This is a genomic window from Vibrio sp. SCSIO 43132, assembly GCF_019904195.1.
GTDB lineage: Bacteria > Pseudomonadota > Gammaproteobacteria > Enterobacterales > Vibrionaceae > Vibrio > Vibrio nigripulchritudo.
Genome location: NZ_CP063199.1, coordinates 2,510,664 through 2,535,924, shown reverse-complemented (window position 1 = coordinate 2,535,924; position 25,261 = coordinate 2,510,664). Strand labels below are relative to the sequence as shown.

Here is a 25,261-nt window from a genome sequence, read left to right as displayed (position 1 = left end):
GACGAACAAATTAAACCTTATAAATACAAAAGAAAGTGGTGTAAATGAGCTATCACGTATTAGTCGTAGAAGACGATGTGGTTACCCGAAGTAAATTGGTGGGATATTTCCAGAATGAAGGCTATCAGGTGAGTGAAGCTGAAAGTGGAGAACAAATGCGTTCTGCACTGACAGAAAACTCGGTTGATTTGGTCATGCTGGACATCAACCTACCAGGTGAAGACGGGCTGATGCTAACTCGTGAACTACGTAGCCAATCTGATATAGGGATCATTCTCGTCACAGGACGCACGGATAGCATTGATAAAATCGTTGGGCTCGAAATGGGTGCTGATGATTATGTGACAAAACCTTTTGAATTACGCGAGCTGTTGGTTCGAGTGAAGAACCTATTGTGGAGAATTTCTGCAGCGCGACATGTACCAGCACGAGCCGATCAGAAAGAAGAATCTGGTCAGCTCATTCGATTTGGTGAATGGACATTCGACATTCAACGTCGAGCGTTGAGCAAAAATGGTGAGCCTGTAAAACTCACTAAAGCAGAGTATGAATTGCTGGTTGCTTTGTCTTCTCATCCTAACAAGGTGTTAAGTCGTGAACGTATTTTGAATATGATCAGTCATCGGGTTGATGCACCAAATGATCGTACGATAGATGTTCTGATCAGAAGAATGAGAGCCAAAATGGAATTCGACCCGAAGAACCCACAAATCTTTGTGACGGTTCACGGAGAAGGTTACATGTTTGCTGGGGACTAAGTTCGAACGTTCAATATGATAAACAAAAAAACCGAGGTTAAAGCCTCGGTTTTTTAATTTCATAATTTCAAAGCACTTAGGATGCTTCGTTTAACTGAGCATTTGAGTTGGTTGCAAAATCACGAAGGGTTTGCCACCAAAGCCCTAAACGCTCATGCCAATAGGTTTCGGTCCATTCTAGGTACTTAGCTTGTGGTCGGTATTTGTTCCAAGGCAACATCGCACCGTTAGAAGCCAGGAAATTGGTTGGGGCAGGGGTGGGATCCATACCTGCATCATGAAATTCACGCAATGCTCGCGTCATATGGCTGGCAGATGTCACCAGAACGAGCTTCTTATTATTAACGAATACCGAGGCTTGTCTGGCTTCTTCCCATGTGTCTTTTGCTGTTTCCAGTAAGATAATATCGGGCTTGGCAACGCCAAGAGCGAGTGCGACCTTAGCCATCATACGTGCATTGCTGATTTTAGACCCACCAGCATAGCCAGATAAAATGAGCTTCGCTCCGGGGTACATGCGTAAAATACGAATACCCTCTGAAAGCCTCATTAATGCCGTACGGCTCAATTCTGAAGTTGGAGGAATATCATCATCAACAACATGTCCGCTTCCCAATACCATGACATAATCAATGGTTCCTTCAACGGGTAAAAATCCTTTGTGTTGGCGCTCCATGGGCATCAGTAAACTGCTGGCAACAGGTTGGAAAGAGGAGAGAAAAATACCAGCAAAAGATAAGAAAATAAGAAAACAGCCTGTACCGCGTTTCAACGTGAACATGACCAACAATAACCCTACCACCCCAATTATCAAAAAGCCTGGGAGCGGCATCAGCAGCGCAGAAAACACTTTTTTCAGCTCAAACATACTTAAATAGCCCGAAAAATCATCACTTGATTATGAAAAAGGCGATGAAGCCTTTATTACTTCTTATCCTGTGACAGAATAAGCGGCACGAATAGCCATAATAACCTAAGCCACAGTGACAGAAGATCGTAATTTCGACGATATTGCCCACAAATTCGCAAAAAATATCTACGGATCTGAGAAAGGTGATATACGTCAAACCATTGTTTGGGAAGATTTAATTGTAGCATTAAGTGAGCTCAATGATGAAAGCCGCCGATTAAAAATCCTTGATGCAGGCGGTGGTCTTGGGCAAATGTCGCAAAAAATTGCCCAACGCGGACACGATGTCACACTCTGTGATCTATCTTCTGAAATGCTAAAACTGGCTAGGGAAGACATTGAAAAACACGGTTTGCTTTCCCAATATCAGCTAGTTCACTCTCCAGTTCAAGAAATTGAACAGCACCTCACAGAGAAAGTTGATATGGTGCTTTTCCATGCGGTCATGGAGTGGTTAGGAGACCCCAAAACAGCGCTTGAAAAAGTGCTTGAACAAATCAAACCGGGTGGAATTGGCTCTATCATGTTCTACAACCACCATGGTTTGGTGTTAAAAAACGTGATTTGCGGCAATATTCCTCACATTTTAGAGGGAATGCCGCACAGAAAACGCTTTAAACTTCAGCCTCAAAAAGGTTTGAAGCCGGAAGAGGTCTATCAGTGGATAGAAGACGCCGGATTTGAAATATGTGGTAAATCGGGTATTCGCTCCTTCCACGACTACATAGGCAATATGGAGTACATGGGCGATTATCAATTTGAAGATGTACTGGCACTTGAAAGACAACTGTGTCGTCAGGAGCCTTACCTTTCTTTAGGACGCTACATCCACGTATGGGCGAAAAGAAAGGCACAATAACAGGATGAACAATGAGTAATGTAACTCTAGATGTTGTAGAGCAACCAATCGATGAATTGGTTGGCTGGGTAAAACAACACGATTTCTCATTGAACTTGTCTACTGAACGTCTGGCTTTTCTAATTGCGTTGGCCGTTTTAAGTAACGAGAGATTTGATGAAGAGCTGGGTGAAGGAGAATTGCACGACGCATTCTCGATTGTCACCCGCTTATTTGAAGACACGGGGGAAGCCTCAGCATTTCGTGCAAACAACGCCATTAATGAGATGGTAAAACAAAAGTTGTTAAGCCGTTTTACAAGCGAAATGACTGAGGGGGCGAGCATTTATCGCTTGTCACCTTTAGCGGTGGGGATTACGGACTACTACGTACGCCATCGTGAATTTTCTAAACTTCGGTTGTCCATTCAGCTATCCATGGTGGCAGATGAAATGGAAAAAGCCATTGCCGCTGCCCAAGAAGGCGGAACGCCAGGTCACTGGAAGAAAAACGTATACGGAGTGCTTAAGTACTCGGTAGGGGAAATCTTTGACCAAATTGACCTGAACCAGCGCGTAATGGACGAACAACAGCAATCGGTGAAAGACCAGATTGCTGAACTGCTAAACCAAGACTGGCGCGATGCCATCAACAGTTGTGAAGCCTTGCTGAGTGAAACGTCCGACACCCTGAAAGAGCTGCAAGACACCCTGCAAGCGGCAGGTGACGAGATGCAGACTCAGCTTCTTGATATTCAGGAATTGGTGTACGGGCAAGACGAACTGGAGTTCGTCGAGGAAGCGCTTTTCGGTCTTCAGATGAAATTAGACCGCATTATCAGCTGGGGTCAGCAAGCCATCGACCTGTGGATTGGTTACGACCGCCACGTTCACAAATTCATCCGTACTGCCATTGATATGGATAAAAATCGCGCCTTTAGCCAAAGGCTGCGTCAGTCCGTTAATGAATACTTTGATGCACCATGGATGCTGACTTACGCCGATGCCGAAAGGCTTCGAGACATGCGTGATGAAGCGCTTGTACTGCGTGACGATGAAGTCATGGGGCAAGTGCCATTAGACGTGGAATACGAAGAATTTGAACAAGTGAACGATGAGTTATCGGAGCGCATCAGTGACATGCTTCGAATTCACAAAGAGCAGGGGGCACCGATTGATCTCGGTATCGTACTGAAAGACTACCTGTCTACTCACCCGCAGACTCATCACTTTGATTTAGCCAGAATCGTTGTCGACCAAGCCGTGCGCTTAGGTTATTCCGAATCCGATTATCAAGCGATTCAGCCAGACTGGCAGGCAATTAACGATTTTGGTGCGAAGGTACAAGCAAATGTCATCGATAAATACTGAAGAATACATGCCAGAGAAACTGGCAAAAGCGATTTCTAACCCGCTATTTCCTGCATTAGACAGCGCACTGCGTGCTGGGCGTCATATCTCCTCCGAAGACCTGGATAACCACGCATTACTAAGCGATTTTGAAACTGAGTTGGCGTTGTTTTACCAACGTTACAACACCGAACTGGTGAAAGCGCCAGAAGGCTTTTTCTACCTTCGCCCACGTTCCACATCGTTGATCGGTCGAAGCGTTTTGTCTGAACTCGACATGCTGGTGGGGAAAGTGTTGTGCTTCCTTTACCTTAGCCCAGAACGCTTGGCACACGAAGGCATCTTCACCAACCAAGAGCTTTATGATGAGCTGATTTCCCTCGCTGATGAGAAAAAGCTGATGAAGCTGGTTACAAATCGTGCGACGGGTTCGGACCTGGACAAAGAAAAACTGTTTGAAAAAGTTCGTACATCACTGCGTCGGTTGCGCCGCCTCGGGATGATTATCCCAATTGGAGAAAACGGTAAATTCCGAATCAGTGAAGCCGTATTCCGCTTCGGCGCGGATGTGCGAGTTGGCGACGACATTCGCGAAGCGCAACTGCGTTTGATCCGTGATGGTGAAGCCGTAGTGCACCAACAAGAGCCTAGCCAGGTCAGCTTGCTAGAAGAACCTGAAGAAGAACAACAAGAGTTAGAAGGTGAAGCATGATTGAAAGAGGTAAATATCAATCACTGAGCATGATCAACTGGAACGGTTTCTTTGCCCGTACCTTTGATATTGATGAGCTTGTTACAACCTTATCTGGGGGTAATGGTGCCGGTAAGTCGACCACCATGGCGGCATTCATCACCGCGCTTATTCCAGACCAAAGCTTGCTTCACTTCCGAAATACAACCGAAGCCGGCAGTTCGCAAGCCTCTCGTGACAAAGGGTTATACGGTAAGCTTCAGCCAGGTGCCTGTTACTCCGTGCTTGACGTGGTGAACTCACGTAATCAACGTTTGTTGTTCGCCGTTAAGCTACAGCAAGTAGCGGGTCGCGATAAAAAAGTCGACATCAAGCCATTCGTGATTCAAGGCTTACCAAGTCATGTCAAACCTACCGACATTCTCATTGAGTCGGTTTCCGACAAGCACGCTCGCGTTCGCCAAATTAATGAAGTGAAAGAAACGGCTCTGGAACACGAAGGTGTGCAGTTCAAAGCGTTTTCTTCTGTGGTTGAATACCACTCGCAAATGTTTGAATTCGGCGTGTTGCCGAAGAAACTGCGTAACAGTGGCGACCGTTCTAAATTCTACCGTTTGATCGAAGCATCGCTATATGGCGGTATATCTAGTGCTATTACTCGCTCATTGCGTGACTACCTATTGCCGCAAAATGGTGGGGTGAAAAAAGCCTTCCAGGACATGGAGTCGGCACTTCGCGAAAACCGCATGACGCTAGAAGCGATCAAAACAACTCAAGCCGATCGTGACTTGTTCAAGCACTTGATCACCGAATCGACTAACTACGTTGCCGCAGACTACATGCGTCACGCTAACGACCGTCGCAATAAGCTTGAGTCCACCATGTCATTTCGTGCGGAGTTGTTTGGCTCTCGCGAGAAGCTGATTGAACACAATAATCTTCTTAACCGCGTGCAAGAAGAGCTGGAAATGCTCGTCGAGCAAGAAAGCGGTCTGGAACAAGATCACCAAGCGGCGTCTGACCATCTTCAACTCGTGCAGAATGCACTGCGCCAGCAAGAAAAGATTGAACGCTACCAAGAAGACTTGGAGGAGCTCAGCGAGCGCCTTGAAGAGCAAATCATGGTCGTGGAAGAAGCGCAGGAGCGTTTGAACGAAGCGGAAGAGCAGGCACACATTTCTGAAGAAGAAGTGGATAGCTTGAAAACGCAGTTAGCGGATTACCAACAAGCGCTGGACGTTCAACAAACCCGCGCTCTGCAATACCAGCAGGCGGTAAAAGCGTTAGACAAAGCGCGTGAGCTCGCAAGCTTTGAAGGGTTAACTGCTGACAACGCGGCAACACTGTTGAGCGAGTTGAAGCAGTCTGAACAAGACAAAACCACAGCACTTCTTTCTGTTAAGCACAAATTGGATATGTCATCTGCGGCGGCAGAACAGTTTGATTTGGCATACAAATTGGTGAAAAGCATTGCGGGTGATGTTGAACGTACGCAAGCCGCAGACGTGGCAAAAGCGAGTTTGCAAAAAGCGCGCGACAATCAGCAACTGCTTCAAAACGAAGCGCAATGGCAAGCACAGTATCGCGATTTAGAACGCAGCCTTAACCAGCAGCGTGCAGCAAAACTGAGTGTTGACGAATATCACAAGCAGCACAATGTTACCTTGGATGACGAAGTCACTCTGGAACAAGAGCGTGAACGTCATAGCGCAACGGTAGAATCGGTTGAACACGACCAAGAAGTGCTTCGCGAGCAACGCAGTGAATTACGCCGTAAAGAGCAAGACGCTGATGCGGAAATCAAGAAGTACGAAGCCATTGCACCTACATGGATTGCTGCAAATGACGCGCTTGAGAAACTGAAAGAGCAATCAGAAGCTGATTTATACGACAGCCAGGCGGTTATGTCGGAAATGCAGCAAGTCCTTGAGCGTGAAAAAGCGCAGTCAATGGCAAAAGACAAGCTGAATGAGCGCCGTACCAAATTGGATCAAGAGATTGAACGCTTGGCATCACCGGGTGGTTCCAACGACCCTCGTCTCAAAGGTCTGGCGGACACCTTAGGTGGTGTACTGCTTTCTGAGATTTATGACGACATTACCATTGATGATGCGCCTTATTTCAGTGCGATGTACGGTCCTGCTCGTCACGCAATTGTCGTGTCTGACTTGTCGGGCATTAAAGAAAAACTGGTGGAATTGGATGATTGCCCTGAAGATCTTTACATCATAGAAGGTGATGTGGATGCGTTTGATGACAGCTCCATCAATGCCGATGAACTTGAAGGTGCGGTATGCGTGCAACTGAATGATCGTCAGTTGCGTTATTCCCGATTCCCAGAGATCCCTTTGTTTGGTCGTGCTGCGCGCGAACAACGTCTGTCGTTGCTCCGTGAAGAGCGCGATGAAGTGGTAGAGAATCACGCCAAAGCTGCGTTCGATTCGCAAAAGCTTCAGCGCCTATACCAAGGTTTCAACGAGTTCGTCGCGAAGCACATCTCTGTCGCGTTTGAATCCGACCCAGAACAAGCACTGCAAGTGGCTCGAGACCAGCGCAATCAGATTGCGCGTCAGTTGTCTGATCTAGAAAGCCGTGAACAGCAGCAACGCAGTCAATTGAGTGCTTCCAAGCAGGCGTTGTCGTTACTGGATAAACTCGCGCCAATGATGGGCATTGTTGAAGACGAAACACTGGCGGATCGCCATCAGGAACTGGAAGAAAAGCTGTCACACTTAAGTGAAGCGAAACACTTCCAAAGCATGCATGGCAAAGCAGCCGAGCAGCTTGAAAAAGTAGCGAACGCGCTGGAGGCAGATCCAGAGCAGTTTGATGCTCTGAAAGCCGAATACGATGCGGCAGATGCAGAGCTACAAGCGTTGAAAACCACGGTCTTCGCACTGGCTGATCTGGTCGAACGCCGTCATCACTTCGGCTACTCCGATTCAGTTGAATTGCTGAACAAGAGCAGTGAACTGAGTGAACAGTTGAAATCTAAGTTGGTGGAAGCTGAACGCGCGCGTACTCGTCATCGTGAGTCGTCTAAGCAAGCTCAGCAGCAACTTAGCCAATACAACCAGGTGCTGGCGTCACTCAAGAGCTCGCATCAGGCGAAAACAGAAACCATGCAAGAATTCCGCGCTGAACTTCAAGAGTTTGGTGTGAATGCCGATGCGGGTGCCGAAGAGCGTGCTCGCAACCGCCGCGATGAATTGCAAGAGCGCTTGCATGCTTCTCGAAACCGTAAGAGCGAATTTGAGCGTACTATCACCTCCACTGAGCTGGAAATGAAAGCTCTGGCGAAACGACTGAAGAAGGTTCAAAAGGAATATATTGAACTTCGTACCTTTGTGGTGGCTGCGAAAGCTGGCTGGTGTTCAGTACTTCGTCTGGCGCGTGAAAATGACGTTGAGCGTCGCTTACACCGTCGCGAATTGGCTTACATGACGGCTGATGAGCTACGATCCATGTCGGATAAGTCATTGGGTGCGCTGCGTTTAGCAGTAGCAGACAACGAAGATCTGCGTGATGCACTTCGGGCGTCGGAAGACAATGCTCGTCCAGAGAAGAAGGTTCTCTTCTACATCGCGGTGTATCAGCATCTGCGTGAGCGTATTCGTCAGGACATCATTCGAACTGATGATCCGGTTGAAGCAATCGAAGAGATGGAAGTGGAACTGGCTCGCTTAACGGAAGAGCTCACTCAACGTGAAAACCGTCTGGCAATCAGTTCTGAGTCAGTTGCGGCAATCATCAAGAAGACCATTCAGCGAGAGCAAAACCGCATTCGAATGTTGAACCAAGGCTTGTCCAATATCTCGTTTGGTCAGGTGAAAGGGGTTCGCTTGAATGTCAACGTGCGCGAGAGCCATGAGGTACTTCTAAACGGATTGGCTACTCAGCAAGAACAGCACAAAGATCTGTTTGAGAGCAACCGCTTTACCTTCTCCGAAGCGATGGCGAAATTGTTCCAACGCGTGAACCCACATATCGACATGGGTCAGCGTTCTCCTCAAGTGCTCGGTGAAGAGTTACTCGATTACCGTAACTACTTAGAGCTGAGTGTGGAAGTCAACCGAGGCTCAGACGGTTGGTTGCAGGCAGAGTCCGGTGCGTTGTCTACTGGTGAGGCGATTGGTACGGGTCAGTCTATTCTTCTTATGGTGGTTCAAAGCTGGGAAGAAGAGTCCCGCCGCTTGCGCAGCAAAGACATCGTTCCTTGTCGTTTGTTGTTCTTGGATGAAGCAGCACGACTGGATGCCAAGTCTATTTCAACGCTCTTTGAACTGTGTGACCGATTAGACATGCAATTGCTGATTGCGGCGCCTGAGAACATCAGCCCTGAAAAAGGCACAACCTATAAACTGGTGCGTAAGGTGTTCAAAGATCATGAGCATGTGCATGTGGTTGGTTTACGTGGCTTTGGCAATACGCCAAAAACCAGTGATGCGGCACAGGAAGCGCTTGAAGAAGCAGATTTAGTCGACTAGCTTCCAAGCTGTCGCAACCAAGGTTAATTCCGCTTAATAACGCCTCCTTTCTGGGGGCGTTTTTTTACCTGTTTTTTTGCTCTGTACTCAAACAAAGTCAGGATGTAGGATTCAAAACTCTACCTTCAGGTTACTTGGGCATAGTTATAAGCGCATCTCAATATCGGACAGTTTTATGAAAAGGAAATCGCTAACGGGTCAACTCAGTGATATCGATCTACGCCTACTGCGTATTTTTCGTTGTGTCGTGGAATCAGGCGGGTTTTCGGCAGCAGAAGTTGCGTTAAACATTAGCCGCGCTGCGATCAGTGCAGCAATGGCAGATCTAGAGATTCGATTAGGCTTTAAGCTTTGCCACCGTGGGAGATCGGGTTTTTCGATGACAGATGAAGGGCAGCAGGTTTACCAGTACACCCTTCAATTATTGGCATCGTTGGAGGAGTTCAAAACCCAGATTAATACGTTGCATTCCAGTCTCGTTGGTGAATTAAACATTGGTATCACGGATAACATGGTATCGATGACGGAAATGCGCATAACTAACGCTCTTGCGGAGTTAAAAAAAGCTGGACCAGACGTCACCATTAACATTCGAATGATCCCACCGAATGATGTCGAAAAAGGGGTTCTGGATGGCACTTTACACGTTGGAATGATCCCACATATCCGCACGTTATCCGGGCTTCAATATGAGCCTTTGTATAACGAGACGTCACTGCTTTATTGCGGTTCAGGACACCCGTTATTTTCCGAGACTGTTCAATCGGTTGATCTCACTGAATGGGACGCGATAGTCCCAGCTTATGCGCAAACGCCAAAAATTCAGTCGTTGTACAACACAATGAAAAGTGCAGCCACGGCGACAGACAGGGAAGGAATCGCGTTTCTTTTACTTACTGGGCAGTACTTGGGCTATCTGCCTGATCACTTTGCTCAAAGGTGGGTCGATGATGGCGTGATGAAAGCCATCTTACCTAAGCAATATGGTTACTCTCAGCCTTTCGCCTCCATTACACGTAAAGAGCGTCGAGCAAACTTAGTGTTGGAAACGTTTTTGTCTGCCCTTAACCAGGTCAACAGACCCTAGCGTATTTTCCGAAGTGGCTTATTTGGTTAACGCTTTCCATTTATATGATGGTTTGCTTGTGTTAGAAATAAAGGCTGTTTGAGCAATAGTTGAATTTCATGGTTTCAGGTACGATTTCGAGAATTTTTTCCGATCAGGTTTTGGCTTATCTTCGCACCCTAGATGAAGAGGTTTCTGATGACCTATTACCAGAACCAGGAGAAGCTGTTCAATACTTAGAAGACGGTAGCTATCTTTATCTGAGTGACTTCTATCAGTTTCTGAATCGGGTGGAAACTTTGACGGGAAATCCAGATTTTGGCTGGGATATCTATAAAGATTTCGATTTTCGTAACATGGGCATTATGGGGTATGCGATTGTCAATTCGACTCGTCTCAAAGACGCCATATCAGTCACTTGTGACTACGTACAATTGGTGCAAAGCCACACAGAGGTTTTTCTAAGGCCTAGCCTCCATCACCCTGACTGCATGGATTTGTGTTACCGCGTGAATTCTGAAGGCTTAGCGTCGACGCATGATACCCATATGTCTTTAGGCTTTTTTATCCGCCTCATACAATACTTATGTAATCCAGATTGGAGCCCAGTACTCATCGGCTTAACACACAGTGAGCGAAAACAAGACATCAGCGAGAAGATTCAGTCTTTGCTTCTGGCAGAACAGCCATTCAACTTTGTCACCATAGAAAATCACATTCTGAAAGCACAGATTGCCGCATCGGATCAGCGCTTGTATGACATTATGTGTAGCAATTTGAATGAAAAAATCGACCAGCAGTCTGAAACGCTGTCTTTTTTCCAGGAACTGGAAGATGTCATCTTTCAACTGCTATCCGATGAAGAGTGCGGAATTGATAAAGCCGCTGAGCACATGTGCATGAGCCGTCGTACACTTCAGCGCAGGTTAGCGGATCACGATGTGAGCTTTTCCTATTTAGTAGACAATGTGCGTCGCCATTTTGCGTGTCAGTTGTTACATGAAGCCAGCATTTCAATGATCGATATCGCCTTAACTTTAGGGTATTCGGAGCTTGCTGCGTTCAACAGAGCGTTTAAACGCTGGCATGGAATTACCCCTACGCAATATCGCGAGTTATTTTTTCCGAAGTAGCGGCTTTCCTTAAGTTGCTCTTCTCTCTTTTTGCCTAATACGCAGAACGTTTACTCTTGAATCGCCGTAAATTGCTCACGTGCCACTAAGTTGTCACTTTAAGTCAATACAGCGGCTTCTTACCCTTTTATCTTAATTTAAGTTGTTAACAAGTTGTGAATTGCACAATTGTTCTTGGATATTCAAATTAAGAGAAGGTTTCATGGCAGTAACTCGTTCCAATTCCAAAATATCCCATCACTCTTCAGCTCCTCGTGCTCGAGACTTGGGTATTCCATTCGAAGGCGAAACCGCCACCTTTAATGCCATTACCGATGTAAAAGGGGTGGAAGTGGGGTACACCACCTTGATCGACCCGTTGAAAAAAATGTGTACGGGTGTGACTGCCATTCTTCCTAGAGGGAAAAGTAAATCCCCAAGCCCTGTCTGGGCTGGTCAGTACGACCTGAATGGGAACGGAGAAATAACAGGCACCCACTGGATCAACGAAGCTGGTTATTTCCTCGGTCCTGTCTGTATTACGAATACACACTCTGTCGGTATGGTGCACCATGGCGCGACCCGATGGATGATGGACACGTACGATACGCACTTCAAAGATGGTCACGCCTGGGCAATGCCCGTTGTGGCGGAGACTTACGATGGCTTTATGAATGATATTACGGCTCAGTTTGTCACTGAATCGGATGTGCTTGAAGCAATCAACCGAGCCCAGTCTGGTTCAATAGAAGAAGGCAATGTGGGCGGTGGAACGGGTATGCAAACTTACGAATTTAAAGGCGGTTCGGGAACGTCATCTCGCTTGGTTCGTATACCCGGGCATGAATTTGTCGTGGGTGTTTTCGTTCAATCTAACTTTGGTTTAAGGCACGAGTTTAACGTAGCTGGTGTACCCGTAGGGCAATATCTAAATGAAAATTGTCCGATTCTTCAAGCGATGGACAGCGATGCAAGAGACACAGGCTCCATCGTTGTAACCATAGCAACGGACGCCCCGTTACTGCCTTTGCAACTCCAAAGCCTGGCCAAGCGGGCAGCGATAGGGTTAGGCAGAACGGGTACATCTGGTGGTCACTACTCTGGCGATATCTTTCTTGCATTTTCTACAGCAAACGACAATGGCATGTCGTTCAGCTGCGGCACGGTTTCTAATGCAGTTCTGCCCTTAGAGCATGTGAATGAACATTATTTAGATGAATTCTACATGGCGACGGTTCAAGCCGTGGAAGAAGCGATTTTGAATGCCATGGTGGCAGCAAAAACGACATTAAGCGTGAAACCCAAAGGATTGGTGTTTGGTGAAATTGACCATCAAAAATTGCGTTCGCTTCTCAAGAAGCATAACCGTTTAGTTGACAGCTAATAGGGTCAACAGAACCTAAAACCAATACACATTTATCTGTCAAAGGACTGAAGAGAGAAGTGCAATGAATAATTCGATACAACACCCCAATTTACTGTCCATCATGATGCTTGCTTGTGCGGGAGTATTACCTGCTTTTGTGTTTCTCGTCGCCCCTGTCTTCGTCGGTGGGTTGGTTGAAACGGGTATGGCGGTTGAACAAGCGGGTTTTTTACTGTCAGCAGAGCTAGGAGGCTTTGCCGTAGGTGGGCTAATAGCGACGCTGTGTTTGAAAAATATCCAGTGGACAAGAATCGTATTTGTTGCGTTATGGATAATGATTTCCGGGAATCTTGCCAGTGCGTATTTGTCCGACAGTCATGAAAGCAGCTATGAGGTGCTGATGTGGGTGCGAGTGATGTGTGGATTAGGAAGCGGAAGTTTGGCTGCCATTATTAACATTGCGTTGAGCAAGGCACAGAATAGCGATCGAGCGTTTGCGTATTTGTTGTTTGCTCAACTCTCTTTTAGTGCGCTAGGCATATACTTTTTCCCTAATGTCATTGCCTCTATTGGCAGCGTCAATGTCATATTTTATGTGCTCGCGGGATTATGTGTGTTGGTGCTTGCTGCGTCACCTATATGGACTCGGAAGCTGTCTATTTCAATCTCGCCCGTTACGTCATCTTCTGATACGTCGTCGACGCGTAATATCGTGATTCTGTTCTCTGTTTGCACCATGTTCTTCTTCTACGCTGGCGAAAATGCGGTGTGGGCGTTTTTAGAGATCATTGCCGAAGAAGGCGGCATTGCAAACAGTGAAATTGGAGCATTGCTTGGGACGATAGGCTTAGCTGGTCTTGCAGGTGCTGCTTGCGCCGTGGTTCAAGCAGAAAAATTAGGTCGACTGTTTCCCATTGTGCTGACCATCGGCATTCAAGTTGTTGTTGTTTTACTTTTACAAGGCAGCCTAGAGACCATGCCCTTCTTGTACCTCGCTTCAATATTTAACTTTCTTTGGAATTATTGTGCGCCGTATTTGTTTGCTGTTGTGGCGGATTCAGACTCATCAGGTCGAGCGGTTGCACTTAGCATCCCCGCATTAGGTGCAGGGTTAACAGCCGGTCCTTTAGTTGTGGGGGTACTGCTACCAAGCTTCGGCTTATCTATCGTCAATACTGTAGCAATTGTCGCTCTTGTATTGAGCGCGATTGCTGTACTGCCATTGATTCGTAATTCAGAGGCTTTTAAAGCAGAAACGGTGAGCTAAGCGCTCCAAACATCAGAGAGATAACCAACGCTTCAACTCAGATATTAATAAATCTGAAGTAATGAAAAATCTAGTCACCCTAATGTCCTATTCAAAAGACGTTAGGGTGTTTTTTTATGGGAATAAGGAAAATCAATTGCGTAATTAAAAGGTTAACTTAGCGTAACTAACTCTGTATTTAAGTTGCCTAATTTGAACATTACATTGGAGGAAATGTGTAACCAATAAGGCGATCAGAATATGGAAGTTCAGTCTTCTCACAGCAATTCCTTGACCTCTCATTCCAGCAGGTTAACCAAGGCACAGTTGGATGCGCACTGGATGGCGTTCACAGGGAACCGAGAGTTCAAAAGTGCGCCCAGAATCATCCAGTCTGCAAACGGTCGATATTATACCGATGATAAAGGACGCAAGATCTTTGATGGTCTATCGGGTTTGTGGACCTGCGGATTGGGGCATTGTCACCCACGCATTGCAGAAGCGATATCAAAGCAGGCAGCTACGCTCGATTATTCTCCGGCCTTTCAATTTGGTCATCCAAAAGCCTTTGAGCTCGCAGAACGTATCGCCTTGCTGATGCCACAAGATTTAAACCGAGTTTTCTTTACAGGATCTGGGTCAGAATCGGTAGATACTGCGCTGAAGATAGCGCGAGCGTTTTGGAAGAAACGCGGTAAAGCCAGTAAGACAAAGTTGATTGGACGTGCCAAGGGTTACCACGGCGTGAATTATGGTGGAATCAGTGTTGGTGGTATTGGCGCCAACCGAAGCCTCTATGGTGAAGGGCTGGCGAGTGATCACCTTTCTCATACCTTTTTGGAAGAGAACCGCTTTTCCAAAGGGCTTCCGGAAACTGGGGCTTCATTGGCGAATGAACTTGAAGAAAAAGTACTGTTGCATGGCGCAGACAACATTGCTGCTGTGATAGTAGAGCCCATTGCTGGGAGTGCTGGTGTGCTACCGCCCCCAAAAGGGTATTTGTCCCGCTTAAGAGACTTATGCACCAAGCACGACATCTTACTGATTTTTGATGAAGTAATTACCGGTTTTGGGCGAATGGGAGCAAACAGCGCCGCGGAGCTCTTTGGAGTCAAACCCGATTTAATGACGATCGCCAAGCAGCTCACTAATGGTGCTATTCCAATGGGAGCTGTGGTGGCATCTCAGCCTATTTACGACACATTTATGGAAACGGGTGGGTCGGAGTATTTACTGGAATTACCCCATGGCTACACCTATTCAGCGCACCCAATTGCGTGTGCTGCCGCATTGGCGACATTAGACCTGATTGAGCAAGAGGGTGTGATATCTCAAGTGCGTGATCTATCCCCACTCTTCGAGCAGAAAGTCCACAGCCTTCACTCTCATGACTCCGTACTCGATATTCGAAATTTTGGTCTGGCAGCCGGTCTCACGTTCTTAGCCAAAGAAGGACAACCACTGCTACGACCATACCAGATAGCCATGTCCTGTTGGCAAAAGGGTTTTTACATACGTTATGGCGGCGACACAGTTCAGCTTGGTGTGCCATTTCAAACAACTGAAAAAGAACTCGACGCATTAATTAATGCGTTGGGGGAAGCGATAGAAGAAACAAAGGATTAAAACATGGAAACGATAGGGCATTGGATAAATGGAAGATATGTACAATCACAGGGGCGAGAGCAGGGGGTATATAACCCCGCACACGGAGAAATACGAAGAAATGTGCAGTTGGCCGAACGAGGCACGGTCGAAGATGCGATTCTCGCGGCACAAGCGGCGTTCCAAAGCTGGCGAGACACCCCAGCAACCAAAAGAGCAAGAGTCATGTTCCGCTTTAAGCAGCTGGTGGAAGAAAATTTAGAGCGATTGACTCATCTGATAGGAGAAGAGCACGGGAAAACAGCCAGTGACGCTATGGGGGAACTTCAGCGTGGTCTGGAAAACATTGAATTTGCATGCGGCATTGCAGATGCCTTGAAAGGCGAACACAGTAAAAACGTAGGAACAGGCATCGATTCCTGGAGTGAATTTCAACCGCTAGGCGTGGTTGCCGGAATCACACCGTTCAATTTCCCTGTTATGGTGCCGATGTGGATGTTCCCTCTGGCGATTGCATGTGGCAATACCTTTGTTTTGAAACCATCTGAACGTGTGCCGAGCTCCACTTTATTGTTAGGGGAATTACTGTCACAAGCAGGGTTGCCAAATGGTGTGTTCAATATCGTCAATGGTGACAAAGAAGCCGTGGATGTACTGCTTTCAGATGAACGAATCAAAGCTGTCAGTTTTGTCGGTTCAACAGCCATCGCGGAGACGATTTATAAGAAAGCGTCGGAAAATGGTAAGCGTTGCCAAGCATTAGGTGGAGCGAAAAATCACGCCATTGTGATGCCTGATGCGGATATTGAAAGTACGGTCAATCAGTTACTCGGCGCAGCATTTGGATCGTCCGGAGAACGATGCATGGCGTTATCTGTTGTTGTCGCAGTCGGTGATGAGATTGCAGAACAACTGGTTGAAAAGCTTCAGCAAGAAATGAGTAAGCTGCAAGTGGGAAGCTGCGAGCAAAGCGAAAGTGATTTTGGTCCGTTAATCACGTATCAGCATCAACAAAAAGTGTCTGGCTATATTGATAGCGCACAAGAGCATGGCGCAGATATAGTGGTAGATGGTCGAAACATCAAAGTGGCTGGGTATGAGTCTGGGTACTTTATTGGCGGGACACTCATCGATAATGTCACAGCGGAAATGACCAGTTACCAAGAGGAAATTTTTGGACCAGTCCTTCAGGTGATGCGTGTGGAGTCGATGGAAGACGCGATGTCACTCATCAATGACCATGAGTATGGGAATGGCACCTGTATTTTCACTCGCGATGGCGAAGCCGCTCGGTATTTTTCCGATCGAATTGAAGTTGGAATGGTGGGAATCAATGTTCCTTTGCCAGTTCCTGTTTCCTACCACAGCTTTGGAGGATGGAAACGCTCACTATTCGGTGACCTATCGGCGTATGGTCCTGATGGTATTCGTTTTTACACCAAGAGAAAAACCATCACTCAAAGATGGCTTTCAGCGGAGCTGCGTGAAAAGGCTCAGTTTGCTTTTCCGAGTTAAAAGCCAATTCCATCATTTTATTAAAAAGCCCTTATTTGGGCTTTTTGTAATTTATGTGGTTCATATCATTAAATCGATGTGCATTTAATTGTCTTGCTTGTGTAAAATCGTTGAATTATGTGGAAAACCTGACGTTAGGTTAGAGATATAAGTGCCAGTCACAGACTGAAAATAGCACTTGTCACTGTATGGCTAAGGATACAAAAATGAACTGCACAAGTTGTAATACAGGCGTTTTAGAACCTCAATTTATCGATGGTATGTTTCCAGCTCACATCTGCAATGGATGTGAGGGAAATTGGATACTGGTTGAAGACTACGTAGCTTGGAAAGAGAAAAACCCTGCTTACCCAATTTCAGAAGATGCGACCTGCGAAATTACCGATACAGAAAAAGCGCTGCTTTGTCCCCAAACAGGCACCATTATGCGCAAACTCAGAATTTCCAGCAGTATTTCTCATCGCCTGGATTACAGCGTGGCGGTGGGTGGAATCTGGCTAGACAAAGGTGAGTGGGATTTAATCAAAAATGGAGGGTTAGCTAACTCTCTGAATGCGGTCGTTACCTCTCAATGGCAAAAGAATATCCGCACCAATAACTCAACGGAAAACTTTGTCGCACTGTATAGCGAAAAATTTGGTGACGAGACTTACAGCAAATTGAAAGAGATCCGTAACTGGCTGGCGGAGCAACCAAACAAGCATGAACTACAGGCTTATCTGTCGGCGGAAGATCCGTACTCCGCAGAGCGTTAAGCTTCCATTCATTTCTACTTCGTTACATTCTTAAAAGATGGAATAAACGGGATTGCATTCTGTTTATTCCATCTTTTGTGATATTCTCATTCCACTTCTTTATCTGTAACTCGGTATAGCGATGTTTGACGCCATTAAAGACTTTATCAATCCGGGGAAAAATCCCGACCTCTCATCAGCGCATGACTATCAAAATTCACACCTTCCTACTTTGTGGTTGTTAGGAAAAACAGGTGCTGGAAAATCCTCATTCATTCAAGCGTTAACCGGGTTGTCTGAGGTTGAAGTGGGTAATGGTTTTGCACCTTGCACTATGACGTCATCGGCTTATGACTTTCCCCAAGACACACCAGTTCTTCGTTTTCTCGATACGCGTGGGCTTGGAGAAGCGAATTATGATCCCTCTGAGGACATTAGAATATGTGCAGACCAAGGGCATGCTCTTATCATCGTCGCGAAGGTTGATGAACCCGAACAAAGCTCCGTTATCAACGCCTTAAAACAAATCCGAAAGCAGTCGGAAATCAAACATTTGTTGGTAGTACATACCGCGATCAATTCAGTCAGTGAAGCCGATAGAAAACGGATGGTGGAGCATAATCAGCAACAGTTTGAAAGTGCGTGGGGCAAGCCTGTTAAGTCAGTGGATGTTGATTTCGACTGTGAATCAGAAGACTTCTACCACCGTGAAGAATTGATCGAGATGCTCTCAGAAATGCTTCCAATTGTTGGCTTGATGGTGGAAGAAAAAGAATACGCCAATCTGGAAGAACAGAATTTCGATAAGCTGGAAAATGAAGTGCTTTGGTACTCTGGCAGCGCGAGTGCTTCTGACTTAGTTCCAGCGGTCGGATTGGTCTCAGTACCTGCTATTCAGGCTAAGATGCTCCATAGTCTTGCCAATCAATATGGTGTGGAGTGGAGCAAACGGACGTTCAGTGAATTCATCGGGACCTTGGGTACGAGCTTTGGTATTCAATATGGCGTCAAGCTGGGGGCAAGGCAGTTAGTCAAACTGATTCCTGGCTATGGTCAGACTGTGGGAGCTGTCGCCGCTGCTGCGGTGAGTTTTGGAACCACTTACGGGTTGGGGCGTGCTGCATGCTACTACTTCTACCACAAAAGCAAAGGTGAAAGCGTAAGCAGTGAAGCGATGCAGCAGTTGTACAAAGATGCATTTAAGAAAGGCAAAAAGGTAGCAGGCGATGACGAGAGTTAAACAGGGTTTGAAAAGCTTAAACCACTACGCTGGTGGGCTGATGCTGGTGTCTTTCATTGGGGTTATCTTGCCTCTTCTGGTACTGAGTGGCTTTGGTTTATACGCCATTGTTCAGCATGGCTATGTCATTCATTTTGCAATAGCTCTGCTGATTTCAGTGTTAATGGTGTTTGTTCCCCGTTGGGTATGGAGCAAGCGTTCATCTGCCGAGCCGGTAATTGAAGAAGGTTCTGAAATCTTTGTTTCGGCATCAACCGACTGGTCAGATAGAGAGCTTTCAATTTGGGAAGAAGTAAATCAATCGATCGAAACAAAGTTGAGTCGTGCCAGTGACTGGGGTGTGCTCAAAGCGCACGGTTTTGAGATCGCAACGGAAGTCGCTCAAGCATTTGGAAAGAAAGACCTTGATTTCACCGTGCCTGAAGGGCTGCAACTTTTAGAAGAAATAAGCCGACGTTATCGACAGGTGTTAAACGAGCATGTTCCCGCTGTCGACATGATCAAAGTGTCGCAGATTAAGTGGGCTTATGATGTCAATGACAAATATGGTGAGCAGGCTGTCAAAGTAGGAAAACGCGGCTTACTGGCTTGGAGAATCTTTCGTGCTGCTAACCCCGTTGCTGCCGTTGCGAATGAAATTCGGGGAAAGGTGTTGGGTACCCTGACTGAAAAGGCAGCTGAAAACCTTCAGCAAAATGCCAAGCGTGCTCTGCTTCAGGAGGTAGCTAAAGTATGTATCGACTTGTACAGCGGTCGATACACAATCGAAGATCAAGCCGTTCAAGTAAGTCGTATCAGTGAAGATGATGAGACCCGAAAAACTAAGCCTCTCGAGGCTGTCCGGGTCACAATTATTGGTCAGCTTAGTTCGGGTAAATCTTCACTGGTCAATGCCCTGACAAAAGAGATCAATGCAGAGGTCGATGCTTTACCTGCAACCGATGATATTCGTGTTTATCGCTGTAGCATTGATGACGAAGAGCAACTGAATCTTATTGATATGCCAGGATTAGATGGCAATAAGAAAGTGACCAATAACGTGCTTGAACAAGTCACCCAATCTGATTTAGTACTGTGGGTGCTTAAAGCAAACCAGTCTTCTCGTCAGCTTGATGTGGATTTGCAAACCCAGATAGAGCAGTTTTATTCTCGTAAGGAAAATATTTCTCTTAAGAAGCCTAAAATTGTGGGCGTGCTTAATCAGGTAGATAAGCTCAAACCAGCAAGTGACTGGACTCCCCCTTATTCTCTTGATGATGAAACCAATCCAAAAGTACAAACCATAAAAGCTGCGATGGAGTTTAACCTTTCTCAGTTATCGATGGATGCCATTTACCCGTTGGGAATGCCAGAAGAACGACCAATGTTTGGAATCGAACAGTTGGAAACTGAGATACAAAACCAGTGTGATCATGCTAAAAATGTTCAGCTTAATCGCCAAAGAAATGAGGCGAAAGGCGCAGCTGGTCTTATGGGGCAAAGCAAACGCTTGTTTAAAGTCGGTGGGAAGATCGTTAAAAACATGATTTAGAACAGTGTGATGAATGAATTAATTCGTCACATTTGCATCATTGATATTTATTGGCTCTTCATTAATATCATATGCAGTCAAATTCATTTTGAGGTTAAAAATGATCATAAATCATGTGTCGGTTGGAACAAATAATATTGAGCGCTCCACTCAGTTTTATGACGCAGTCCTTGGTAAGTTAGGAGTCGAACGTTCTCATACCATTGATGGTGTTGCTGTCAGTTATGGGAAAAGCTTCGAGTTTTGGGTAGGCAGTGCTTGTTGTGGTCATTCCAGTTCTGGAATAGGTTCTCATATCGCCTTTAACGCGCCAGACATAGAAGCGGTCAATGCATTTCACCAGACCGCCCTAAAGTTTGGCGGTCTTTGTGCGGGAGAACCTGGATATCGGCCAGAGTATGGGGAAGGGTATTATGCCGCGTATGTGCATGACCCAGATGGTAACAAAATCGAGGCGGTACTCTTTAATCCTGTCTGACCGCATTTCTAATAGGTAACTTTACTGCGCAGCTTTTTGGTCTGCCCTCGCTGAGATTTCTTGTCCATTCTCTTCATTTTTGATGAAAAGGTCGGTTTAGTTTCACGCCTTTTCTTCTGGACAACCGCAACGGAACGAACAATTTCAGCTAACCGATTCAACGCATCTTCTTTGTTTTGTTCTTGTGTTCTGAACTGCTGAGCTTTAATAATGATCACGCCATCTTTGGTAATACGGCTGTCTTTGAGGTTTAACAAACGTTGTTTGTAAAAATCTGGTAGGGCAGAGCGCTGAATATCGAACCTCAAATGAATGGCGCTGGATACTTTGTTTACATTTTGCCCACCAGCACCTTGAGCACGGATTGCGTCAATCTGAACTTCCCACGGTGAAATCACCACCGAATTTGAAATTGTAATCACGCCGTTTTTCTCCACCAGTTCATAAGCCGCTTAAGGCTATCATATCTCAACCGGTTTTGTTGGTATCAGGGGCTCTGGTTATTTAGGTAGGGTTTGTTCTATTGGGTGTTCGGCGACGTATTCTTCCAGAAGACGCGATGTCTGGTCTGCGTTGACTTTCAAAAGATTGACGAGTTCCTGAAGTCTTGAAAGTTCAGGCATGTTTCCTTTAGAAGCGATCTGAAAGACTTGCTCCGACTTTGCCAGCATTTTGTTGGCGTTCAGGCTGCTGGCGATGCCTTTCATCGTATGTGTATGAAGTGTCACGGATTCAATATCGTCGGACTCAGTTGCAACCATAAGCGCATCAATACTTTCCAGCATTGATTCTTTGAGAGTCGAGATGATTTCCACTAATTGCTCAGTATCGCCTGCGCAAACTTCATCAATGTAAAAACTGAGGTCTATCTCAGATTCTGATGTGGAAATCGATTCGTTTGAACTGGTGAAGTGCTCCATTTCAACCACCTTACTGCTGTGGGACCGATGTTTTTCAATCAGTGATTTATGCTCGACTAAAGCATCATTAAAACTGTTCTTTTGCAACGGCTTGGTGAGGACGTAATTTGCTCCGGCATTGATGAAACGGTCATGTGCTTCCTGAAAAACATCAGCCGTACAACCGAAGATGACAGTATTGAGTTTTAGTTCATTGCGAATGTGTTTTGTCGTTTCAATTCCATCAAGCCTTGGCATGTGGTTGTCCATGATGATGACATCAAATGTCTGGTCTTGGAGACATTCGATCGCCTCTATGCCGTCTTTAGCTACCGTTACCTGGTGATCTAACGTGTGGCAGAATTTCTTGGTGACCAGTGCATTCACCGGGTTATCTTCCACAATCAAAATGTTTAATCCAACAGGGAGAGTACTCGTCAACGTCTCGTCCTGATCTAGCTCTATAGGGCGATCTTGTGTCTGTTCGAGACTGATATTGATGGTAAAACAGGTTCCGCTGTCTATCTCGCTGCTTACTTTGACCTGTCCTCCCATTAACTCAACCAGTTGTTTAACGATTGCCAGCCCCAGACCCGTCCCACCAAAGTTTCGGGTCGTGGAGGACTCTGCCTGAATGAACGGGTCGAAGATATGCTCAAGTCTGTCCTCAGCAATACCAATTCCAGAATCTTCAATCTCAACCCAAAGGTTATAGATGTTGTGTTCAGCCAGTTTGCAGTTACATCTCAGTTGAACATTTCCATGGGCAGTGAACTTAACTGCGTTGCTCATCAGGTTAAAAATGACCTGGCGAATTCGGGATATGTCGGCAAGAAAGACCAGTTCATCAGGAATCTGGTTATCAATGATCAAATCTATGCCTTTTTCATCGCACAAAAGCTGATACGTAGAGGCGATAGGAGTAAGTATCTGATTAAAGTGAAAAGGAACCGCATCCAGCTCAAGCTTGTTTTGTTCGATTTTGGAAAAATCCAGAATGTCGTTTAGCAAAGATGTCAGGTGTTCCCCGGATTCAAGTAGTACCTTCAGTTGTTCTTTGTGTTCGCTATTGGTGGTTTCACCGCGCATGATTTGCGCCATACCTAATATCCCGTTGAGGGGAGTCCGGAGTTCATGGCTCATGGTTGCAAGAAAAGTTGATTTCGCTTCATTGGCAACCATTGCTCGTTTTGCGGACAGTTCGAGTTCCTGTTCGAGCTGGACTTTTTTAGTGGTATCCCTTTCAACAGCGATAAAGCAACTTAACTCACCTTCGTCATCAAAAATAGGAGTGATGATGATATCTACCCAATAGGCTGTGCCATTTTTTCGGTAGTTAAGTAGCGTCAGTTCGATGGTCTGTTTGCATTTTATGGCATCTGAGACAAGCTTAATCTGCGTGCTATCGGTATCCTTTCCCTGAAGGACTGCCCCGGGTTTTTTACCCATCATTTCGGTCAGTGAGTAGCCTGAAAGTTTTTCAAATCCCTTGTTTACCCAGGTCACTAATCCTTTTGGATCCGTCACGATAATAGCGTCTTTTGCATGCTCTGCTATGAGCGCATGACTGGCGCGCTGACGTTCAGATTCAAGCATGGCTTGCTTCATTTTTAGTAGTTCGGTGAAAGCCAGTTTTTGTCGGTGCAGTGCATAGGTGCAGACAAATATAATGAGCAAAAGAATCAGAACACCAATGTTCTTAGTGGTATCGGATACTTTTTGTTCCCAATAAAGATCAATCTGTTTTAAATGTTCAGTAACCCCCAGATTGGCCAGCGAAACCTGTTTTCTTTCCAACTGGTGCTTCACACGTTCTTGCAACTGAACATAGCTCAATAGTGACTGGTATGTCGGGTCTTGATACAGAGCGGAATCTTTGAGGTACAGGCTATCCGATATTCCGCCTTGTGTTGCGGTTGATATCACTAGTCTTTCGTCTACGGAGGTGTACTGTTGGTAAAGCTCATTCTGCAGCAAATCAATGGTTTTACCAGAATAGTTAAGCGATACGTTGGCACTTAACAGAGACTCCATCTCTCTAACAAAGGCTGCTAGCTTGAGTTCGGTGGTTTTGCTTTTTTCTAGTGCAACGGCATCGAAAGGTTGAACCAGATAGGGCGTTTCAGAAAAATGTTTCTGGATGGAGTGGTTTAAAGACTCCGCATAAATTTCGGTGTGAACCAGCAATTCAGACAACTCATCATAGCGGTTGAAGTTCCTGAACTGAAAACTGAACAGATTCTCTTGCAGCGCGGTAACGTTCTGAAGAAGCGAGTGATAATTAGCTTGCAGCTTGGTATGAATATAGTGTTTGTAGAGATTAAAGCTCAGGACGGCAATCACTACCGTAATCAGGGTAATGAGCGTTGCTTCCTTGAACGTCTTACTGATTTTCATTCATCAAATCCCTGAGTATTGGGGGCTTAGGAGCGGTCAGGCTATTCAAAAAGGCACTTAGCTCCAACGTGGTCACTGCATCCAATTCCATTCCCAGTTGGACTCGGGCCATTATCGCGATGGCTTCTTCCAATGTTGCTGCATGACCATCGTGAAAGTAAGGGGGAGTGGTTGCTACGTTGCGCAGCCCCGGGACTCGGAAAACGTATTTATCTTCATTGTTACCCGTCAGATTATAGCGACCGAGATCCGTGACCTGTTCGTCAGGCAATATACTTTGCAAGTTCCCAAATCTCTGGAACAGGTTTCCGCCAAGATTTTGTCCTTGATGACAGGCAATGCATCCCAGTTTTTGAAAATTGAACCAGCCTCGTTTGGCTGCCGCTGATAGGGCAGAGTCGTCACCCATCAGGAATTTATCGAAAGGCGCATCCGGTGTGTTCAGAGAACTCATAAAGATGACCAGCGCATCCTTAATTGTTTGTTCAGTGATTTCACCATCATAGGTTGAGGAAAAGAGTGCTTTGTAATCTTTGGAGCGTTTAACTTCTTCAACAACAGTCGCCCAGTTGGTGTTCATTTCTAGGGGATTATGAATAGGTCCGTCAATTTGATGTTCTAAACTGGATGCACGACCATCCCAGAAAAAACGTGTGTTCAAGCTTACATTGAAAACGGTGGGTGAGTTTCTTAAGCCAAAACCGTTGACGCCATGAGAGACCCTGAGTTTTTCTGCTCCGTTGGTTTCAAGGTGATGACAACTGGCACAACTGACTTGCTGATTTGATGAAAAATTTGGATCGTTAAAAAGAGTAAAGCCCAATAAAACTTTCTCTTGGTTATCGATTCGGGAGGATGGGATCGGTTTGACAACGTCAGTACTGTACGCTTTCTTTTCTGGGAGGCGCAAAGGCTCACCGGACCATTTAGATCCTTGAAAAAAGAAGTAGCCCGCGAATAAGAGTGATATGGCTAAACATGCCCACCACATTTTTGTTATTTGTATCATTGCCCAACTTACCTTGACGCTATACTTTGA

General features: G+C 45.9%; 19 protein-coding genes. 15 read left to right on the top strand and 4 right to left on the bottom strand.

What is annotated here, in order from left to right:
- Positions 1 to 44 precede the first annotated feature (44 nt).
- On the top strand, positions 45 to 758 hold the full coding sequence (torR, locus tag INR79_RS11295) for a two-component system response regulator TorR (RefSeq protein ID WP_022551009.1): 714 nt from the start codon (positions 45 to 47) through the stop codon (positions 756 to 758).
- A gap of 76 nt (positions 759 to 834) precedes the next feature.
- Here the strand turns inward: torR and elyC are convergent, their stop codons facing one another.
- On the bottom strand, positions 835 to 1,626 hold the full coding sequence (gene elyC, locus INR79_RS11290; RefSeq protein WP_223094247.1) for an envelope biogenesis factor ElyC: 792 nt from the start codon (positions 1,624 to 1,626) through the stop codon (positions 835 to 837).
- A gap of 115 nt (positions 1,627 to 1,741) precedes the next feature.
- Here elyC and cmoM point away from each other — a divergent pair, with 115 nt between their 5' ends.
- From cmoM to INR79_RS11220, 14 genes are all read left to right on the top strand, one after another.
- Positions 1,742 to 2,527, top strand: coding sequence for a tRNA uridine 5-oxyacetic acid(34) methyltransferase CmoM (cmoM, locus tag INR79_RS11285; RefSeq protein WP_223094245.1), 786 nt, complete (start codon positions 1,742 to 1,744; stop codon positions 2,525 to 2,527).
- Positions 2,528 to 2,538: 11 nt separating this feature from the next.
- Positions 2,539 to 3,876, top strand: a complete 1,338-nt coding sequence (gene mukF / locus INR79_RS11280) for a chromosome partition protein MukF (RefSeq protein WP_223094243.1) — start codon at positions 2,539 to 2,541, stop codon at positions 3,874 to 3,876.
- Entirely contained in the window at positions 3,857 to 4,567 is a 711-nt protein-coding gene (gene mukE, locus INR79_RS11275) for a chromosome partition protein MukE (protein WP_004400943.1), read from the top strand. Before mukF ends, mukE begins: the two co-directional genes overlap by 20 nt.
- Positions 4,564 to 9,033, top strand: coding sequence for a chromosome partition protein MukB (gene mukB / locus INR79_RS11270; protein WP_223094241.1), 4,470 nt, complete (start codon positions 4,564 to 4,566; stop codon positions 9,031 to 9,033). Before mukE ends, mukB begins: the two co-directional genes overlap by 4 nt.
- Positions 9,034 to 9,208: 175 nt before the next feature.
- On the top strand, positions 9,209 to 10,120 hold the full coding sequence (locus tag INR79_RS11265) for a LysR family transcriptional regulator (RefSeq protein ID WP_223094239.1): 912 nt from the start codon (positions 9,209 to 9,211) through the stop codon (positions 10,118 to 10,120).
- A gap of 98 nt (positions 10,121 to 10,218) precedes the next feature.
- Positions 10,219 to 11,232 carry an AraC family transcriptional regulator gene (locus INR79_RS11260; RefSeq protein ID WP_262415407.1) on the top strand — a complete coding sequence of 338 codons (1,014 nt, stop codon included), beginning with the start codon at positions 10,219 to 10,221 and terminating at the stop codon, positions 11,230 to 11,232.
- Positions 11,233 to 11,434: 202 nt separating this feature from the next.
- Positions 11,435 to 12,595, top strand: coding sequence for a P1 family peptidase (locus INR79_RS11255; RefSeq protein ID WP_223094235.1), 1,161 nt, complete (start codon positions 11,435 to 11,437; stop codon positions 12,593 to 12,595).
- Between the two features lie 64 nt (positions 12,596 to 12,659).
- Positions 12,660 to 13,844, top strand: a complete 1,185-nt coding sequence (locus INR79_RS11250) for a hypothetical protein (protein WP_223094233.1) — start codon at positions 12,660 to 12,662, stop codon at positions 13,842 to 13,844.
- A gap of 240 nt (positions 13,845 to 14,084) precedes the next feature.
- Positions 14,085 to 15,449, top strand: coding sequence for an aspartate aminotransferase family protein (locus INR79_RS11245; RefSeq protein ID WP_316606924.1), 1,365 nt, complete (start codon positions 14,085 to 14,087; stop codon positions 15,447 to 15,449).
- A 3-nt stretch (positions 15,450 to 15,452) separates the two neighbouring features.
- Entirely contained in the window at positions 15,453 to 16,943 is a 1,491-nt protein-coding gene (locus INR79_RS11240) for a CoA-acylating methylmalonate-semialdehyde dehydrogenase (protein ID WP_223094231.1), read from the top strand.
- 206 nt (positions 16,944 to 17,149) lie between these two features.
- Positions 17,150 to 17,698: a zf-TFIIB domain-containing protein gene (locus INR79_RS11235; protein WP_022550997.1), complete on the top strand. Its 549-nt coding sequence runs from the start codon at positions 17,150 to 17,152 to the stop codon at positions 17,696 to 17,698.
- Between the two features lie 121 nt (positions 17,699 to 17,819).
- A complete protein-coding gene (locus INR79_RS11230) occupies positions 17,820 to 18,917 on the top strand; it encodes a YcjF family protein (RefSeq protein WP_223094229.1) in 1,098 nt (365 codons plus the stop codon).
- Entirely contained in the window at positions 18,904 to 20,448 is a 1,545-nt protein-coding gene (locus INR79_RS11225) for a GTPase family protein (RefSeq protein ID WP_223094227.1), read from the top strand. Before INR79_RS11230 ends, INR79_RS11225 begins: the two co-directional genes overlap by 14 nt.
- Before the next feature lie 100 nt (positions 20,449 to 20,548).
- The gene (locus INR79_RS11220) at positions 20,549 to 20,926 is read left to right on the top strand and encodes a VOC family protein (protein ID WP_223094225.1); all 378 of its coding nucleotides are present in this window, start codon (positions 20,549 to 20,551) and stop codon (positions 20,924 to 20,926) included.
- 8 nt (positions 20,927 to 20,934) lie between these two features.
- On the opposite strand, the gene arfB is transcribed toward INR79_RS11220, so the two are convergent.
- From arfB to INR79_RS11205, 3 genes are all read right to left on the bottom strand, one after another.
- The gene (arfB, locus tag INR79_RS11215) at positions 20,935 to 21,348 is read right to left on the bottom strand and encodes an alternative ribosome rescue aminoacyl-tRNA hydrolase ArfB (protein WP_004401116.1); all 414 of its coding nucleotides are present in this window, start codon (positions 21,346 to 21,348) and stop codon (positions 20,935 to 20,937) included.
- A gap of 78 nt (positions 21,349 to 21,426) precedes the next feature.
- Positions 21,427 to 24,222, bottom strand: coding sequence for a PAS domain-containing hybrid sensor histidine kinase/response regulator (locus tag INR79_RS11210; RefSeq protein WP_223094223.1), 2,796 nt, complete (start codon positions 24,220 to 24,222; stop codon positions 21,427 to 21,429).
- Positions 24,209 to 25,231 carry a cytochrome-c peroxidase gene (locus tag INR79_RS11205; RefSeq protein WP_045961210.1) on the bottom strand — a complete coding sequence of 341 codons (1,023 nt, stop codon included), beginning with the start codon at positions 25,229 to 25,231 and terminating at the stop codon, positions 24,209 to 24,211. The genes INR79_RS11210 and INR79_RS11205 overlap by 14 nt, the downstream gene beginning before the upstream one ends.
- Between the last annotated feature and the right edge of the window lie 30 nt (positions 25,232 to 25,261).

Excerpts from the sequence above, each read along its gene's own strand:
- INR79_RS11260 (WP_262415407.1), top strand. The coding sequence starts at position 10,219 with ATGGTTTCAGGTACGATTTCGAGAATTTTTTCCGATCAGGTTTTGGCT.
- INR79_RS11230 (WP_223094229.1), top strand. The coding sequence starts at position 17,820 with ATGTTTGACGCCATTAAAGACTTTATCAATCCGGGGAAAAATCCCGAC.
- INR79_RS11225 (WP_223094227.1), top strand. The coding sequence starts at position 18,904 with ATGACGAGAGTTAAACAGGGTTTGAAAAGCTTAAACCACTACGCTGGT.
- elyC (WP_223094247.1), bottom strand. The coding sequence starts at position 1,626 with ATGTTTGAGCTGAAAAAAGTGTTTTCTGCGCTGCTGATGCCGCTCCCA.
- INR79_RS11240 (WP_223094231.1), top strand. The coding sequence starts at position 15,453 with ATGGAAACGATAGGGCATTGGATAAATGGAAGATATGTACAATCACAG.
- mukB (WP_223094241.1), top strand. The coding sequence starts at position 4,564 with ATGATTGAAAGAGGTAAATATCAATCACTGAGCATGATCAACTGGAAC.
- mukF (WP_223094243.1), top strand. The coding sequence starts at position 2,539 with ATGAGTAATGTAACTCTAGATGTTGTAGAGCAACCAATCGATGAATTG.
- mukE (WP_004400943.1), top strand. The coding sequence starts at position 3,857 with ATGTCATCGATAAATACTGAAGAATACATGCCAGAGAAACTGGCAAAA.
- INR79_RS11265 (WP_223094239.1), top strand. The coding sequence starts at position 9,209 with ATGAAAAGGAAATCGCTAACGGGTCAACTCAGTGATATCGATCTACGC.
- INR79_RS11250 (WP_223094233.1), top strand. The coding sequence starts at position 12,660 with ATGAATAATTCGATACAACACCCCAATTTACTGTCCATCATGATGCTT.
- INR79_RS11205 (WP_045961210.1), bottom strand. The coding sequence starts at position 25,231 with ATGATACAAATAACAAAAATGTGGTGGGCATGTTTAGCCATATCACTC.
- torR (WP_022551009.1), top strand. The coding sequence starts at position 45 with ATGAGCTATCACGTATTAGTCGTAGAAGACGATGTGGTTACCCGAAGT.
- INR79_RS11245 (WP_316606924.1), top strand. The coding sequence starts at position 14,085 with ATGGAAGTTCAGTCTTCTCACAGCAATTCCTTGACCTCTCATTCCAGC.
- INR79_RS11255 (WP_223094235.1), top strand. The coding sequence starts at position 11,435 with ATGGCAGTAACTCGTTCCAATTCCAAAATATCCCATCACTCTTCAGCT.
- INR79_RS11235 (WP_022550997.1), top strand. The coding sequence starts at position 17,150 with ATGAACTGCACAAGTTGTAATACAGGCGTTTTAGAACCTCAATTTATC.
- INR79_RS11210 (WP_223094223.1), bottom strand. The coding sequence starts at position 24,222 with ATGAAAATCAGTAAGACGTTCAAGGAAGCAACGCTCATTACCCTGATT.
- INR79_RS11220 (WP_223094225.1), top strand. The coding sequence starts at position 20,549 with ATGATCATAAATCATGTGTCGGTTGGAACAAATAATATTGAGCGCTCC.